This is a genomic window from Chryseobacterium formosum, from assembly GCF_026460885.1.
GTDB lineage: Bacteria > Bacteroidota > Bacteroidia > Flavobacteriales > Weeksellaceae > Chryseobacterium > Chryseobacterium formosus.
Map to the genome: position 1 here is coordinate 617629 of NZ_JAOVZW010000001.1, position 15188 is coordinate 632816.

Annotated in this window: 16 protein-coding genes; 11 read left to right on the forward strand and 5 right to left on the reverse strand. The window is 32.6% G+C overall.

The window, feature by feature from the left end:
- Window positions 1-84 precede the first annotated feature (84 nt).
- The 6 genes from OF897_RS02965 (at window position 85) to OF897_RS02990 (ending at window position 6003) form a co-directional block, all read left to right on the forward strand.
- Complete coding sequence (locus OF897_RS02965; RefSeq protein ID WP_267264194.1) at window positions 85-858, forward strand: HU domain-containing protein; 774 nt, start codon at window positions 85-87, stop codon at window positions 856-858.
- A complete protein-coding gene (locus tag OF897_RS02970; RefSeq protein ID WP_267264195.1) occupies window positions 846-1373 on the forward strand; it encodes an acyl-CoA thioesterase in 528 nt (175 codons plus the stop codon). Before OF897_RS02965 ends, OF897_RS02970 begins: the two co-directional genes overlap by 13 nt.
- Window positions 1374-1426: 53 nt before the next feature.
- Entirely contained in the window at window positions 1427-2356 is a 930-nt protein-coding gene (locus OF897_RS02975) for a 2-hydroxyacid dehydrogenase (RefSeq protein ID WP_267264196.1), read from the forward strand.
- Between the two features lie 128 nt (window positions 2357-2484).
- A complete protein-coding gene (locus tag OF897_RS02980; protein ID WP_267264197.1) occupies window positions 2485-3747 on the forward strand; it encodes a serine hydrolase domain-containing protein in 1263 nt (420 codons plus the stop codon).
- A 25-nt stretch (window positions 3748-3772) separates the two neighbouring features.
- A complete protein-coding gene (locus OF897_RS02985; protein WP_267264198.1) occupies window positions 3773-5545 on the forward strand; it encodes an Ig-like domain-containing protein in 1773 nt (590 codons plus the stop codon).
- A complete protein-coding gene (locus tag OF897_RS02990; RefSeq protein ID WP_267264199.1) occupies window positions 5545-6003 on the forward strand; it encodes a heme-binding domain-containing protein in 459 nt (152 codons plus the stop codon). Before OF897_RS02985 ends, OF897_RS02990 begins: the two co-directional genes overlap by 1 nt.
- A gap of 67 nt (window positions 6004-6070) precedes the next feature.
- On the opposite strand, the gene OF897_RS02995 is transcribed toward OF897_RS02990, so the two are convergent.
- From OF897_RS02995 to OF897_RS03015, 5 genes are all read right to left on the reverse strand, one after another.
- Window positions 6071-6586: an NUDIX hydrolase gene (locus tag OF897_RS02995; protein ID WP_267264200.1), complete on the reverse strand. Its 516-nt coding sequence runs from the start codon at window positions 6584-6586 to the stop codon at window positions 6071-6073.
- Window positions 6583-7497, reverse strand: a complete 915-nt coding sequence (xerD, locus tag OF897_RS03000; protein ID WP_267264201.1) for a site-specific tyrosine recombinase XerD — start codon at window positions 7495-7497, stop codon at window positions 6583-6585. Before xerD ends, OF897_RS02995 begins: the two co-directional genes overlap by 4 nt.
- Window positions 7498-7511: 14 nt before the next feature.
- Window positions 7512-7943, reverse strand: coding sequence for a deoxycytidylate deaminase (locus OF897_RS03005; protein WP_267264202.1), 432 nt, complete (start codon window positions 7941-7943; stop codon window positions 7512-7514).
- A gap of 33 nt (window positions 7944-7976) precedes the next feature.
- Window positions 7977-8744: an enoyl-CoA hydratase-related protein gene (locus tag OF897_RS03010; RefSeq protein ID WP_267264220.1), complete on the reverse strand. Its 768-nt coding sequence runs from the start codon at window positions 8742-8744 to the stop codon at window positions 7977-7979.
- 103 nt (window positions 8745-8847) lie between these two features.
- Window positions 8848-10335, reverse strand: coding sequence for a catalase (locus tag OF897_RS03015; protein ID WP_267264203.1), 1488 nt, complete (start codon window positions 10333-10335; stop codon window positions 8848-8850).
- A gap of 108 nt (window positions 10336-10443) precedes the next feature.
- Here OF897_RS03015 and OF897_RS03020 point away from each other — a divergent pair, with 108 nt between their 5' ends.
- From OF897_RS03020 to OF897_RS03040, 5 genes are all read left to right on the forward strand, one after another.
- Complete coding sequence (locus OF897_RS03020; protein WP_267264204.1) at window positions 10444-11394, forward strand: LysR substrate-binding domain-containing protein; 951 nt, start codon at window positions 10444-10446, stop codon at window positions 11392-11394.
- Between the two features lie 230 nt (window positions 11395-11624).
- The gene (gene metK, locus OF897_RS03025; RefSeq protein WP_267264205.1) at window positions 11625-12905 is read left to right on the forward strand and encodes a methionine adenosyltransferase; all 1281 of its coding nucleotides are present in this window, start codon (window positions 11625-11627) and stop codon (window positions 12903-12905) included.
- Window positions 12906-12993: 88 nt separating this feature from the next.
- A complete protein-coding gene (locus OF897_RS03030) occupies window positions 12994-13476 on the forward strand; it encodes a hypothetical protein (protein WP_267264206.1) in 483 nt (160 codons plus the stop codon).
- Between the two features lie 187 nt (window positions 13477-13663).
- Window positions 13664-14251, forward strand: a complete 588-nt coding sequence (locus tag OF897_RS03035) for an RNA polymerase sigma factor (protein WP_267264207.1) — start codon at window positions 13664-13666, stop codon at window positions 14249-14251.
- 200 nt (window positions 14252-14451) lie between these two features.
- A complete protein-coding gene (locus OF897_RS03040; protein WP_267264208.1) occupies window positions 14452-15147 on the forward strand; it encodes a YjjG family noncanonical pyrimidine nucleotidase in 696 nt (231 codons plus the stop codon).
- Window positions 15148-15188 lie beyond the last annotated feature (41 nt).

Below are 15188 nucleotides of genomic sequence, written 5' to 3' on the forward strand. Positions count from 1 at the left end.
AATATTTTATTTATGATTTTTAACATTTTAAACTCAAAATAAATCTCTCAAAAAGTCACGAAAAAGTCATAAATTTGCGGTCAAATGAATATTTCAGCTTACATTTTAGAATATCTGAAGCAATTCGGAACAGTTGTAGTTCCGCAGTTTGGCGTTTTCTCACTCGAAAATACCAAAGCAGTTATCAATTCTGAAAACGGAAGTATTCTTCCGCCTTCGAGCAAGATTGCTTTCCATTCAGATTATCAGGTTTCATCGGATGATTTAGCAGAATTTATCAGCACTCAGAAAAATGTTTCTAAGAATTCTGCTGAAAGCGAACTGCAGGTTCAGACCGATTTCTGGAAGAAAAAACTTCAGGCAGAGCAAACTTTAGAAATACAAAATCTTGGAACTATTTTTATTGAAGACGGAATTTTGACTTTCAAAGGAAATCGCCTTGAATCTGATCATCCGGATTTTTATGGTTTGGAAGAAATTCGTTTTTCTGACATTAAAAATGATGAAAGCTCAATTCCTACGGTTAATAAAGAGAAAGATTATAAATTCAACAAATCTATTTTGTGGATTTTCCTTTTCATCATTCCGGTTCTAGGAATTCTGTATTTTGGTTACACACAACAGGAATTGCTTTTCGGTAAAAAATCTTTTGATGATGTTTCGGTACAAACCAAGACCAAAAGAATTGAAAAAACCGTTCCGGTAAAGATTGATTCTGCTCAATTGAAAATTAATGATTCTATACAACAGGCTCAACTGAAAAAAGATTCTTTAATTCAGGATTCTATTAAAAAAACAGCCGTGAAATCTGTAAAAGTTCCGGCAACTCAAAAATCAAAATCTAAATGGCAAAAATAAAAAAAGCGTCAGAATCTCTTACGGTGATGACGAATATCGTTCTTCCGAATGATACCAACCAGCTTAGAAACCTTTTCGGAGGTGAATTGTTGGCAAGAATGGATCGTTGTGCGTCGATTTCAGCAACAAGACACTGCGAAAGAAGAGTAGTGACAGCTTCTGTAAATCATGTTTCTTTTGATCATCCGATTCCAGAAGGTGGAATTGTTGTAATGGAGTCTAAAGTTTCTCGCGCATTTGGAACTTCTATGGAAATTTATGTTGATGTTTGGTTGGATGATCCTATTAATCATAAAAAAATTCAGACCAATAAAGGAATTTACACTTTTGTTGCAGTTGATGAATTCAATAGACCGATTCCAATTCCACAAATGGAACCAGAAACAGAACTTGAATTAGAAAGATTTGATGCAGCATTAAGAAGAAAAGAATTGTCTTTAATTCTTTCAGGGAGAATGAAACCAACAGATTCTGTAGAATTGAAAAAATTATTTGCAGGAGAGATAGAACAATAATTTACAACGGAAGGATTTTTTCTTCCGTTTATTTTTAAATGTAAGTTACAAAAATGAAAATCCTATTATTAGATAAAAACCATCCTCTTATTACCCAGCAACTTTTAGAAAAAAACTTTATTCTGGAAGAAGATTTTACATCTTCTTACGATGAGGTTTGTGCTAAAATTCAAAATTATGATGGTGTAATTATCCGAAGCAGAATTCCTTTGGATGCTAATTTTTTGGAGAAAGGTAAAAACTTAAAATTCATTGCAAGAGTAGGAGCGGGAATGGAAAATATTGATATTCCTGTTGCTGAGAAATTAGGAATTCAATTGATCAATTCTCCAGAAGGAAATCGTGATTCTGTTGCAGAACATGTTGTCGGAATGCTTTTGATTTTAATGAACCGACTTTTCATCGCTTCTCAGGAAGTAAAAAACGGAATCTGGCTTCGTGAAGAAAATCGTGGTGACGAACTATTAGGAAAAACTGTCGGATTAATTGGTTATGGAAACATGGGAAAGGCGACTGCAAAAAGACTTTCTGGTTTCGGTTGTGAAGTGATTTTCCATGATATTCTGCCAAATCTTTCAGATGAATTTGCAACACAAGTAAGTTTAGAAGAATTAAAGGAAAAAGCTGAGGTTTTAAGTCTGCATATTCCGCTTACTGCAGAAACTCATTATTTAATTGACGAAAAGTTTATTTCAGAAATGAAAAATGACTTTTATTTCGTTAATACAGCGAGAGGAAAAAATATTGAAACGAAATATTTAGTTGAGGCATTAAAGTCCGGAAAAGTAAAAGGCGCGTGTCTTGATGTTTTGGAATATGAAAAGTCTTCATTTGAAAATCTTGAAGTAGACAATGAAGATTTAAGCTATCTTTTAAATTCAGAAAAAGCAATAGTAACGCCTCATATCGCAGGTTGGACGCATCAAAGCAAAGAAAAATTAGCACAAGTTATTGTTGATAAAATTATAGCTTCGTTTTGTTAAAATGAAAATCAGTCAAAAATGTTTACTCTTTTACGGTGTGAAATTTTATGTTAAATAATTCATAATTAATAACTGCATTTTCATATTTGAACTGAGTTTTATTAAATTGCCACTCATTTTTTGAACCCATGAAGAAGCTTAACCTTGTACTCGTTACAACCTTATTTTTATTCCTATTTTCCTGTAAAAATAAATCTGAAAACAATGCTGCAAGTGCAGAATCTACAACCAATCTTCCGAATTACGGAAATGTAGATTTAAGTAAAGTTTTTGCAGATGGTGATTTCAGTTTGGTTGATAAAAAACAAGCTGTAAATTATATTAATCAGTATTATAAAAAAGTTTGGGAAGGTGGTAATCTGAGCGGAAGTTTTTTGGTAGCGCAAGGTGATGATATTTTATATGAAAATTACCGCGGTTTTGCACGAGAAGGAAATCAAAATCCGATAGATAAAAATACAGCACTTCATGTTGCTTCAGTTTCAAAAACAATGACGGCAATGGCAATGATGAAATTAATCGAAGCCGGAAAAATAAAATTATCAGATCATTTAACGCAATTCTTTCCAGGATTTCCTTATCCTAATGTCACAGTTCAGACTTTATTAGATCAAAGAAGCGGACTGCCGAAATACGAATATTTTATTACTAAAATTCAACCAGCTCCCGCAGAACTTTCCAAGACTTACATTACGAATCAGGATGTTTTAAATATGATTATTAAATACAAACCTGAGTTGGCAAGAGATACCGATACGGGTTTTATGTATTGCAATACCAATTTTGCGCTTTTGGCTTTGCTGATTGAAAAAGTGACGAAAACTCCTTTTCCACAGGCAATGAAAGAGATAGTTTTCACTCCGTTGAAAATGACGAATACTTATATTTTTCAGGAGAAAGATGTTCCAACCGCATCACAATCTTTTTATTATGGTGGAAATAAATTGTATCCTCTAGATCGATTAGATTTAATTTATGGTGATAAAAATGTGTACACAACACCAAGAGATTTGTTGAATTTTTCCAAAGCAATGTTTTCTAAAGATTTTTTAAAGCCAGAATTGATGCAAATGGTTTTCACACCTTACAGTAATGAGAAAGCCGGGCAAAATAATTATGGTTTAGGTTTTAGAATGAAGATTTTTGACAATGGAGAAAAACTGACATATCACAATGGTTGGTGGCATGGAACAAATTCTGTTTTTGCTCATCTTCTTAAGTCTAAAGTGACGATTGTTGCCATTGGGAATAAATATTCAGGAAAAGTATATACTGCTCTGGCTTTGTCGGGATTATTTGAAGATTTTCCGGCTCAAAAAGACAAGCTTCACAGCGTTATGAATGATAATCAGGATACTTTGAAAACGCAAACGGAAGTTTTTGGAGAATAATGTTTATTTTTGCTCAAATAATTTCATGAAAAGATTTCTTCTTTTATTTATCATTGGGATTCTTGTACAGTCTTGTGCGAGAGTTGGTTCGCCAGTTGGAGGTGCAAAAGATACTTTGGCTCCGCAAGTTGTCAGTTCAAATATCGATACAACGAGAGTGAATGTAAGAAGAGACATCAAAGAACTTCGAATTGATTTTAACGAATATATTACTTTAAAGGATATTAATAAAAATCTTAATATTTCTCCGCCGATTAAGAATATTAAAAGAATCCTTCCTTCGAATATTGCCAATAAATATATGGTCATTCAATGGACCGATACTTTGCAGGCAAATACGACATATAATTTCAATTTTGGAAATGCGATTGTAGATAACAGCGAAGGAAATCCTTTGAGGTATTACAATTTTGCTTTTTCAACGGGTGAAAAATTAGACGATTTATACATCAGTGGTGAAGTTACAGATGGTTTTACAATAAAAAAGAAAAGCAGCTCTGATAATAAAATGGTTGTAGGTCTTTATCAGTTGAAAGACAGTATGGATTATCGACAAAAACCTTACTACATTACAAAAGTTGATGATGACGGTTATTATGAATTAAATTATTTAGCTCCCGGAAAATATAAGATTATTGCTTTCGATGACGATAATGAAAATTCTATTTATAATCCTGGAAAAGAAAAAATTGCTTTCAGAAAAGATACCGTAACTGTTGAAAAATCTGTTTCCGGCTTAAAATTAAAACTTTACCCATCAAAGAAACCGTTCAAAAAACCTGAATTTAAAGATATGGCAGGTGGAGTGATGATGTTATTTGAAGGAAATCCTGATGAAGTAAAAGTACTTCCTGTAAGCGAAAAACTGAAAGATATTAAAGTTACTCATACTCCAAAATCAGATTCTGTGAAAATTTGGTTTGATGCGGTAAAAAGTGATGTTGGACAAACCGTTAATGAGAAATTAGAATTCAGCTATGATACAGGAAAAGTACAGGATACTGTTTCTACGTTCTATAAGTATAACAAGAAGAATGTGATGAATATTAACAGTGATAACGGCGGATCTTTATTGCCTCCAAAAACTGATTTTAAAATATTATCAAATTATATAGTAGACAAAATTAACTTTGACAAATGGTCTTTAAAAATTGACAGCACAATCGTTCAGCCTTTCACGGCAAGAATTTCTGAAACGAATCCGTACCAGATTTTGATTCAGTCAGATTTTGTTTCCGGGAAAAAATATCAGTTGACGATTCCTAAAACAACAATTTCTTCTTATTTCGATAAAAATCCAGAATCAAAACGTTTTGATTTTGAAGTTGATAAAATTGAAAATTATGGACTTTTAAAGGTTATTCTTGAAAATGCTCCTGATAAAAAGTACTGGTTGCAGCTCCTAGATTCTAGTGAAAAACCTATTTACCAAAAATATACAAGCGGAAGTGAAGTAACTTTTGATGTACTCAAACCTGGCGAATATATTCTCCGAATTTTGGTTGATAATAATGAAAACAAATATTGGGACGAAGCAGATTTCGAAAACGGAACTTTTGCCGAAGATTCTTACATTTATTACAAAACCGCACTTATACGTTCTTTATGGACTTCAAAAGAAACTTGGGATTTAAAAGATACAAGAGTTCTTGATACAAGTAAAATGGGAACAACTACTACAACAGATAAAAACACTAAATCTCAGCCAACTCAGACCAGGCCAACAACGAATACTACGATTCAAAATAACAATTCTGGAACGAGAGGAAACGGTAGAGAACTTCAATTAAACAGATAATGCAGAAGTTTAAGAAAATAGTATTTTGGTGTTTGGTTGGTTTTGCAATAATTCAATTTATTCCTATTGATAAAGTGAATAAACCTGTAGATAAAAGCAAGAATTTTGTTGATGTTAAAAATACTCCCAAAGAAGTTTCAGATTTAATCAAAAATGCTTGTTATGACTGTCATTCAGATGAAACAGTTTATCCGAAATATGCTTACATTGCTCCATTTTCATGGTCTGTGAAAAGTCATGTTAATGACGGAAGAAGACATCTTAATTTTTCAATTTGGGAGACTTATAATAAAGATTTAAAGCAAAGTATGCTCAAAAATTCGGTTCAGACAATTGAAAATAAAGTAATGCCAATGCCGGCTTACATTATTTATCATGACGAAGCAAATCTTACTACAAAAGATAGAAAAGTTTTGACTAAATATTTTGGAGAAATTTTGAATTCAAAAACGTACTAAACTTTAAAACAAATAAAAATTCCCGCAGATTTCTAAATTTGCGGGAATTTTATTTTTAAGACTATGATTAAATATTCTTGATATAGCTTTCAAAGAATATTTTTTGAGAATCAAAAGCAATATCATCTAAATTGATTTCTGAAATTTTAATCCATTGCGTTTCAGAAATTTCTGACAAGGCTAAATTAACTTCAAACTTCTCAGAGACATTGTACTCATAAAACAAATCAATTGTATTGTAATCAATTTCTTTGTATTGATAAACATTGGGAAGACTTTTAAGATATTTTAAATTTTTGATGTCTATTTCGAGTTCAAGTTCTTCAAAAAGCTCTCTTTTACAAGTGTTTTCGGCACTTTCTTTCGGATCTACAAATCCTCCTGCCAAATCAAGTTTTCCTTTTTTAGGCTCTTGATTTCTTTTTGTTAAATAAACTTCATCACCGCAACGGATGACCACCGCAACGGCTCCTGCAACATTATTATATAAATTGAAGCTGCATTCTGGGCAGCTCCATTTTTTTTCTCCATCCCAATTGAGGGTTTCTTTTCCGCAATTCGGACAAAATTTTAATATTTTCATTCAACAATATTAGCATTTCTCGGGTGAAAATTCAATATTACATCCCGAAGTTCTTCTGTTTTTAGATGGGTATAAATTCCGGTTGTTGTAATACTTGAATGCCCCAACATTTCCTGAATATAGCGTAAATCTGCTCCGTTTTGCAACAAATGTGTAGCAAACGAATGTCTGAAAGTGTGCGGAGAAATTTTCTTGCTAACTCCAGCTTTATCGGTAAGTTCTTTAATGATAATGAATACAATCACACGAGACATTGAAGTTCCTCTACTGTTAAGAAAAAGAACATCTTCATGTTTTTTGTTGATTTTACATTTAGAGCGTACCTCATTAATATATTCTTTCAAAAGCTTTGCGGTATATTGAGCTAAAGGAACAAAGCGTGTTTTTTCGCCTTTTCCTGTAATTTTAATGTAATTTTCTTTAAAGTTGATATTAGAAATTTTAATATCGATCAATTCAGAAACCCTTAGTCCGCATCCGTAAAGCACTTCAATGATGCAGTGATTTCTACGTCCTAAATCTGAAGTTATTTCGATAGCCTGAATGATTCTTTCAATATCGGTAAGACTTAAAGTATCTGGTAAATACAAACCTAGTTTCGGCCCTTCCAATAAAGATGAAGGGTTGTCATCACGAATTTCGTCTTCCAAAAGGTATCTGAAGAAAGCTTTAATGGAAGAAATCCATCTTGCTTGCGATCTTTCGCTAAATTTTTGTTTTGATAATTTGAAAATATACTCCTGAAGATTATCATACGTAATTGTTTCAGGCCCTGTATTTTCAAGGTCTCCTAAAGCGTAGTCTTTAAGTTTTTTGATGTCGCGAATGTAAGCGTCGAGTGTGTTTTCTGAAAAATTTCGTTCAAAACGAAGAAAAATTTCAAAATCTTTAATTTTTTCATCCCAAGTCATTGTGTTGTGTTTTTTTAAATTTTTAACTCATTTTCTGAAACCTGTATTATTTCAATCCGGTGTTCTTTTAAAAAAGCAATTCCTTCATTATCCGAATAAGCATTTATATATACCAGTTTTGAAATTCCTGCCTGTAAAATCAGTTTACTACATTCTTTACAAGGCGATAATGTAAGGTACAAAGTTGCACCACGAGCAGATTGTGTAGAGCCTGCCAATTTCAAAATTGCGTTTGCTTCTGCGTGTAAAACATACCAGTGGGTTTTGCCGGTTTCGTCTTCACAACAGTTTTCAGATCCTGATGGAGTACCATTATATCCATCTGAAATAATCATCCTATCTTTTACGATAAGAGCTCCTACTTGTTTTCTTTCACAGTAGGAAAGTTTTGCCCATTCGAGAGCCATTTTTAGATAAGCTTTGTCAAACTTATTGTACATCTGCATCGGTTTTTTCGAAATAATCTGTGATGTGGACTATCAGAAATTTGGCTTTCTTTTTTCAATGAAAGCGGTCACTCCTTCTTTTTTGTCGTCAAGTTCAAAAAGTTCACCGAAGAATTTAATTTCGGTTTCAAAACCTTTATCTGTATCAAACAGGTTGGTTGCTTTAATAGCTTTTGAAATTGCCATTGGAGAATTATTAGCAATTGTTTTTGCCAGTTCTTCTGTCTTCGAAAGAAGTTCACCAATCGGGAAAACCTCATTTACCAAACCAATTTCTTTTGCTTTTTGTGCAGGAATCATCTTTGCTGAGAAAATCATCTCATTAGCAATTCCTTTTCCTACTAATTTTGGAAGTCTTTGGGTTCCTCCATACCCTGGAATAAGACCTAAAGTTACTTCAGGAAGACCAAGCTTAGCATTTTCTGAAGCATATCTTATGTGACAAGCCATCGCTAATTCTAAACCGCCACCTAAAGCGAATCCATTAACAGCAGCAAGTACAGGTTTGGACAAGTTTTCGATTTTATCAAAAAGAATGTTTTGTCCGTTTCTTGCAAGCTCTTCTGCTTTTTCCTGATTAAAGTTACTAAATTCTTTTATATCTGCACCAGCAACGAATGATTTTTCTCCGCTTCCGGTTAAAATAATTACTCTTACTTCATTATCAGACTGTAATTCATCCAAAGCAGAACTGATTTCTTGTATTGTTAATGCATTCAATGCATTCAAACTTTCAGGTCTGTTGATAGTAAGTACAGCAATTCTCTCTTCTTTCTTTAATAGGATATTTTCGTAAGTCATTATTCTCTTATAATCTTTAAGAACTTGCAAATTAAAAATTTTTTGCAAATAAAAAGGGAAAAAATTAACTTTTTTCCCTTTTAAGTGTTTATTATTTAATAGCTTACTTTGAATGATTCATCATATTTGTATCAATATTGACACTTAAACCTGATGCTACTTTCATGCCAAGCTCAATATTTGCTCTGAAAAAGTGGCATAATTGGCGGTTGATGATCTCATCTCTTTTGGGTCCGTCAATTCCACTCATCGCATCTATGATATTGTTTACTAAATGTTCTCTGTCTTCCTGATTCATTGCTTTTGTGTACAAAAGCCCGGGTTGAGTATAATGATCGTCATCATTTTCATTTCTGTTGAAATTTGCAACATGATTGCTGTCTAATTCATACTCGAAATTTTTATACGAAGAATCTGGTACGATGTCATCAAAACTGTTTGGATGGTAATTTGTCTTATCCTGATATTCGCTTGAATCTGCCATAAAACCATCTCTCTGATAATTATTTATAGCAAAAGGACATCTGTTAACTTCAAGCTGATGAGCATTCACCCCAACTCTATATCGATGAGCATCAGGATAAGAGAATAATCTTCCCTGAAGCATTTTGTCTGGTGAAAAACTAATTCCGTTAATTAAATTACTAGGAGAAAATGTTGATTGCTCTACATGAGCAAAGTAATTAACAGGAACTTCATTCAATTCCATTTCGCCCACTTCAATTAAAGGGAAATCTCCTTGGAACCAAACTTTTGTAATATCAAAAGGATTCCATCTGAATTCTTTTGCCTGTTCTTCAGTCATTACCTGAATGTAAACTGCCCATTTTGGGAAATCACCGTTGTCTATAGCGTTGCAAAGATCTTCTTGCGCAAAATCTGGATTTTCACCTGCCATTTTTGTAGCTTCATCATTGCTGAAATTTTTAATTCCCTGTTTTGTTTTAAAATGAAATTTCACCCAAACTCTTTCATTCTTATCATTAATCATTGAAAAAGTGTGAGATCCAAATCCGTGCATGTGCCTGTATCCGTAAGGTGTTCCACGATCAGACATTAAAATTAAAACCTGATGAAGAGATTCTGGATTTAAACTCCAAAAGTCCCACATCATTGTTGCGCTTTTTAGATTAGTTTTCGGAACTCTTTTTTGAGTATGAATAAAATCGGGGAATTTTTTAGCATCTTTAATAAAGAAAACAGGAGTGTTATTTCCTACCAAATCCCAATTTCCGTCTTCCGTATAGAATTTTAGAGCAAATCCTCTTGGATCTCTCGCTGTATCTGCACTTCCTTTTTCTCCACCTACGGTAGAAAATCTAGCAAACATTCTGCAAGAATTTCCAACTTTTGAAAATATTTTTGCTTTTGTATATTGTGAAATATCATGTGTCACGGTAAAAGTTCCGTAAGCACCAGTTCCTTTAGCATGAACAATTCTTTCGGGAATTCTTTCTCTTACGAAATGAGCAAGATTTTCCTGCAAAATAAAATCCTGCAACAAAACCGGACCACGTGATCCTACTGTTTGTGAATCTTGATGTTCAAAATAAGGTGCTCCACTGCCTGTCGTTAATTTCTTATTATCCATATAGTTCTGATTTGAGGTTTATTTCTGTTTTTCAACATCAAATTTATGCCAATTTTTAATTGCTTATGCTAAAAACGTCATATCTTTGTCATAGATAATATTAATCAAATGAACATTCAGCAATTGGAATATCTTATCGCTGTAGATAAGTACAAACATTTTGGTAAAGCAGCTCAAGCGTGTTTTATAACTCAACCCACATTGAGTGCAATGATACAGAAGTTTGAAGACGAGCTGGATGTAAAAGTTTTTGACAGAACAACTCACCCAATTAGAACTACTGATGTCGGTTTACAAATTATCGATCAGGCAAAAGTTATTATTGAAGCGGTAAATGAGCTGAAGAATAAAGCCAATTTGCTGAATAATATTTTGGGTGGAACAATTAATTTAGGAATCATTCCAACGGTTTCTTCATTTATTCTGCCAACTGAAATTTTCCATTTCCTTCAGGATAATCCTAAAATTCAGATGAATGTAAAGGAAATGACGACAGATAATATTATCAAAGCTTTAAAAGCTGGAGAATTAGATGCCGGAATTATTTCTACGCCTTATGATAATGCCAACGAATTTTATCAGGACTTCTTGTTTAATGAAGAATTAATGATATACAGTTCAGATACTGAAGCAAATAAGAAAAATACTTTTATCGTTCCTGAAGAATTAAATGTTGAAAAAGTTTGGCTTTTAGAAGAAGGAAATTGTTTGAGAAATCAGTTTGAAAACATTTGTCATTTAAAAGAAAATACATTGAAGCCTAAAAATTTAGATTTCTTAGCATCAAATATTCAGACTTTGGTTCATATGGTTGATAAAGTAGGCGGAATCAGTATTTTACCTGAATTAGCTTTAAATCAGCTTTCAGAAGAGCAGAAAAGCAAAGTTTACAGATTTAAAAAACCTTTTCCTTACAGAGAAATCAGCATTATTTATTATAAGCCGACATTTAAGCAGAAAATTATTGACGAATTAGGTTCGTTTATTAAGTCTTCTTTAAATACAAAACTTAATTATAACAGTGCTCCGAAAGATTATGTAAGCATTAAACCTCAATAACTTATTGGGATTTAACATAAATCACTAATTTCAAGAAAATTAGAATAAACAACGAAAAGTTTTGAGTATTAAAAAATAGTACTTAAATTTGCAGACGTTTATTAACCGAGGAAAAATTTGACCTGATTGCAACCTCTCTAAAAAAATGCTAAAACAGTAATTCTTTTTAGCATTTTCGGGCAATTATCATTTTTTCTTCCTATTTTTAATTTAAAAATACAAAGAATTATATGTCTTATTTATTTACATCTGAATCTGTTTCAGAAGGACATCCGGATAAAATCGCCGATCAGATTTCCGACGCACTTATCGATAACTTTTTAGCATACGACAAAACTTCAAAAGTTGCTTGTGAAACTTTAGTTACTACAGGACAAGTTGTTTTGGCGGGAGAGGTAAAATCTGATGCTTATTTAGACGTTCAGACCATTGCGAGAGAAGTAATCAACGGAATTGGCTACACAAAAGGTGAATATATGTTCAACGGAGATTCTTGCGGAGTAATTTCTGCAATCCACGAACAGTCACCGGATATCAATCAAGGTGTTGACAGAGTAGTTGCTGACGAAACTTTCGAAACAAAAGCAAATGCTCAAGGTGCGGGAGATCAGGGAATGATGTTTGGTTATGCAACCAACGAAACGGCAAACTACATGCCTTTAGCTTTAGATTTAGCGCATACGATTCTTAAAGAACTTTCTGCAATCAGAAGAGAAGATTCTGAAATAAAATATCTTCGTCCGGATGCAAAATCTCAGGTTACCATTGAGTATTCTGATGATCACAAACCGGTAAGAATTGATTCTATTGTAGTTTCTACCCAGCATGACGATTTCGCAGCTGAAGAAGAAATGTTAAACAAAATCAGAGAAGACATTAAAAACATTTTGATTCCTAGAGTGGTTGCTTTGCAGACTGAAGAAATCAAAGCTTTATTTAATGATCAGATCAAATATCACATTAATCCGACTGGAAAATTCGTAATCGGTGGTCCTCACGGAGATACAGGTCTTACAGGGAGAAAAATTATTGTTGATACTTATGGTGGAAAAGGAGCTCACGGTGGTGGTGCTTTCTCTGGAAAAGATCCTTCAAAAGTAGACAGAAGTGCTGCTTATGCAACAAGACACATTGCTAAAAATTTAATTGCTGCAGGTCTTGCTGATGAGGTTTTGGTACAGGTTTCTTACGCAATTGGTGTTGCAGAACCTTGCGGTTTGTACATTAATACTTATGGAACTTCTAAAGTTGGTTTAAATGACGGTGAAATCGCTAAAAAAGTGTCTACAATTTTCGATTTGAGACCTTATGCAATTGAGCAGAATTTAAAACTTAGAAATCCTATTTATCAGGAAACGGCTTCTTATGGTCACATGGGAAGAGAGCACTTTGTTGCTGATAAAACATTCAATAAAGGTCACAAAAATGAGTTGACTTTGGAAGGTTTGGAATTCTTCACTTGGGAAAAATTAGACAAAGTAGAAGAAATTAAATCCGCTTTCGGAATTTAATTCTTCTTTTCGGTATAGAAACTGCTTTAACATGAAAATGCTAAAGCAGTTTTTTTTATTTTTACACCCTAAATACTTTATAATGAATATGCGATCTGCAATCACGATACTTTTTCTTTTTTTTGTAGGAACTTTGGTAGAAGCTCAATACACTGTTCATAAAATGATTAATGTAGGCTATGTTTACCAAAACCAAAGTTTCGGTGAAGTAGGAGGAAAGTTGATGTTTCTAAAAAATGATGATGTGATTTACAGATTGGGAGCTTCTGCTTTGATGGGATCTGCAAATTCTGAATTTGCCATTATGCCTAAATTACAAGGAGATATTTTGTTTAATTTTGAAAGAAACGTAGACTTTTATCACTCTTATTATTTTCTTGCTGGTGCAGAAGCAACCAATAAATATGTAGCTCCAAAAATCGGAGTTACTCTTTTCGGAATTTTAGATTTAACGGGAGGTTATGCTTTCCCTTTAGGAAATTCAGGTTTAAACGGTAAAGAATTAAAGGGTCTAAATGTTAATTTCTCATTAAATATTCCTACATCCTTCTTACATGATATGCTAAAGTAGATTTTTTTAAATAATTCTTCAGAATATTTAATAATTACTTAACAGTTATTAAAATTTTATTTATATTTACAGCATAATTTAATGCTTATAGATAAGACTTTACTCTAATACCGATTGCGGCGAACTAAAAATATACTTGATCCTAGTCAAGAAAAACGTTTGTCGGCGGATAAATTTGAGAAAAGTTATGAAATCAACAGATAGCCTATTAATTTCTCTGTACCAGAAAGGAGACGAAGAAGCATTATCAACATTAATCCATCGCCACCAAAGAGAGCTTTTTACATTTATTTTATACAAAATAAATGATCAGGATCTTGCGAATGATGTTTTCCAAGATACATTCATCAAAATCATTGTAATGCTTAAAGAAGGACGTTACAACGAAGAAGGTAAATTTATTCTCTGGGCAAAAAGAATCGCTCAGAATCTTATTATAGACCATTTTCGTGCCAAAGCAAAAAATGTAAAAGTTTCTGAAACTACTTTTGATAATGATGAATTCTCTATTTTTGATTTAATAAGAGAACCTTCGGAAAATATTGAAGATCAATTGGTAAGTCTACAGATTCAGGAAGATTTATTGAAAATGTTACAATTTCTTCCAGATAATCAACAAGAGGTGATAAAACTCAGGTTTTTTGACGGACTGAGTTTTAAAGAGATCGCAGAACATACAGATATGAGCATTAATACGACTTTAGGTCGTGTAAGATATGCTTTGATTAACCTCCGAAAAATCATGGAAGAGAATAATATTATTTTAACTAGATAATATTTCATAAGGTTTCACGTTTTAAAGAAAAAGTAATTTTCGCCTATGAAAAAAATCGACTCTTTAAAATTAAAAAGTTTGAAACCCAAAAAACAAACCATTGATTTTTTGCTTAGTTTCTCAAAAAGTCTTGATGTGGTAAAGGTTAAAAATAATCATTATCATCTTTCAAAAAATTAAAATCATTAATTTTGTGCTGTATGAAAATTCAGCACATTTTTTTTGACCTCGACAATACGCTTTGGGATCACCGAAGAAACGCCTATCTTACCATAAAAGATCTTTTCGAAAAAGAAGAAATCACTTTAAAATACAATATTGATTTTGAAGAATTTCATTCTGTTTATCATGAAATTAACGAAAGACTTTGGGAGCAAATAAGAGACGGCGAAATTGATAAAGAATATCTTAGAAAACATCGTTTTTATGATACATTCAACCGTTTTGGGATTGATGATCTTGAATTATCAATGTATTTTGAAGAACATTTTTTAGATAAAATCCTTAATTATAATCATCTCGTTGAAGGTGCAGAATACATTTTAGATTATTTAAAAGCTAAAAATTACACGCTTCATATTATTTCAAACGGTTTTCAGGAAGTGACCGAAAGAAAATGTATTCTTTCCAAAATTGATCATTATTTTCAAACGATTACAAGTGCAGATTCTGTTGGTGTAAGAAAGCCAAATCCTGCTATTTTTGAATATTCTTTAGGTCTTTCTAAAGCTCAAAAAGAAGAATGTATTTTGATTGGCGATGACTGGATTGCGGATATTATCGGATCTCAGCAATTTGGGATAGATTGTATTTTCTTTGATGTTTTAAATGAAAATCCCACTCAGGAAAATTTAAAAGTGATTAAACATCTTTTGCAGATTAAAGAATATTTGTAAAGACATAATAAATAACGTTTCGGGGGCACCTTTGGTGCCGC

Coding starts and splice junctions, on each gene's coding strand:
- OF897_RS02990 (WP_267264199.1), top strand. CDS start 5,545: ATGCAGAAGTTTAAGAAAATAGTATTTTGGTGTTTGGTTGGTTTTGCA.
- OF897_RS02985 (WP_267264198.1), top strand. CDS start 3,773: ATGAAAAGATTTCTTCTTTTATTTATCATTGGGATTCTTGTACAGTCT.
- OF897_RS03040 (WP_267264208.1), top strand. CDS start 14,452: ATGAAAATTCAGCACATTTTTTTTGACCTCGACAATACGCTTTGGGAT.
- OF897_RS03015 (WP_267264203.1), bottom strand. CDS start 10,335: ATGGATAATAAGAAATTAACGACAGGCAGTGGAGCACCTTATTTTGAA.
- OF897_RS03020 (WP_267264204.1), top strand. CDS start 10,444: ATGAACATTCAGCAATTGGAATATCTTATCGCTGTAGATAAGTACAAA.
- OF897_RS02995 (WP_267264200.1), bottom strand. CDS start 6,586: ATGAAAATATTAAAATTTTGTCCGAATTGCGGAAAAGAAACCCTCAAT.
- OF897_RS03005 (WP_267264202.1), bottom strand. CDS start 7,943: ATGCAGATGTACAATAAGTTTGACAAAGCTTATCTAAAAATGGCTCTC.
- OF897_RS02980 (WP_267264197.1), top strand. CDS start 2,485: ATGAAGAAGCTTAACCTTGTACTCGTTACAACCTTATTTTTATTCCTA.
- OF897_RS03010 (WP_267264220.1), bottom strand. CDS start 8,744: ATGACTTACGAAAATATCCTATTAAAGAAAGAAGAGAGAATTGCTGTA.
- OF897_RS02970 (WP_267264195.1), top strand. CDS start 846: ATGGCAAAAATAAAAAAAGCGTCAGAATCTCTTACGGTGATGACGAAT.
- OF897_RS02975 (WP_267264196.1), top strand. CDS start 1,427: ATGAAAATCCTATTATTAGATAAAAACCATCCTCTTATTACCCAGCAA.
- metK (WP_267264205.1), top strand. CDS start 11,625: ATGTCTTATTTATTTACATCTGAATCTGTTTCAGAAGGACATCCGGAT.
- OF897_RS03030 (WP_267264206.1), top strand. CDS start 12,994: ATGCGATCTGCAATCACGATACTTTTTCTTTTTTTTGTAGGAACTTTG.
- OF897_RS02965 (WP_267264194.1), top strand. CDS start 85: ATGAATATTTCAGCTTACATTTTAGAATATCTGAAGCAATTCGGAACA.
- OF897_RS03035 (WP_267264207.1), top strand. CDS start 13,664: ATGAAATCAACAGATAGCCTATTAATTTCTCTGTACCAGAAAGGAGAC.
- xerD (WP_267264201.1), bottom strand. CDS start 7,497: ATGACTTGGGATGAAAAAATTAAAGATTTTGAAATTTTTCTTCGTTTT.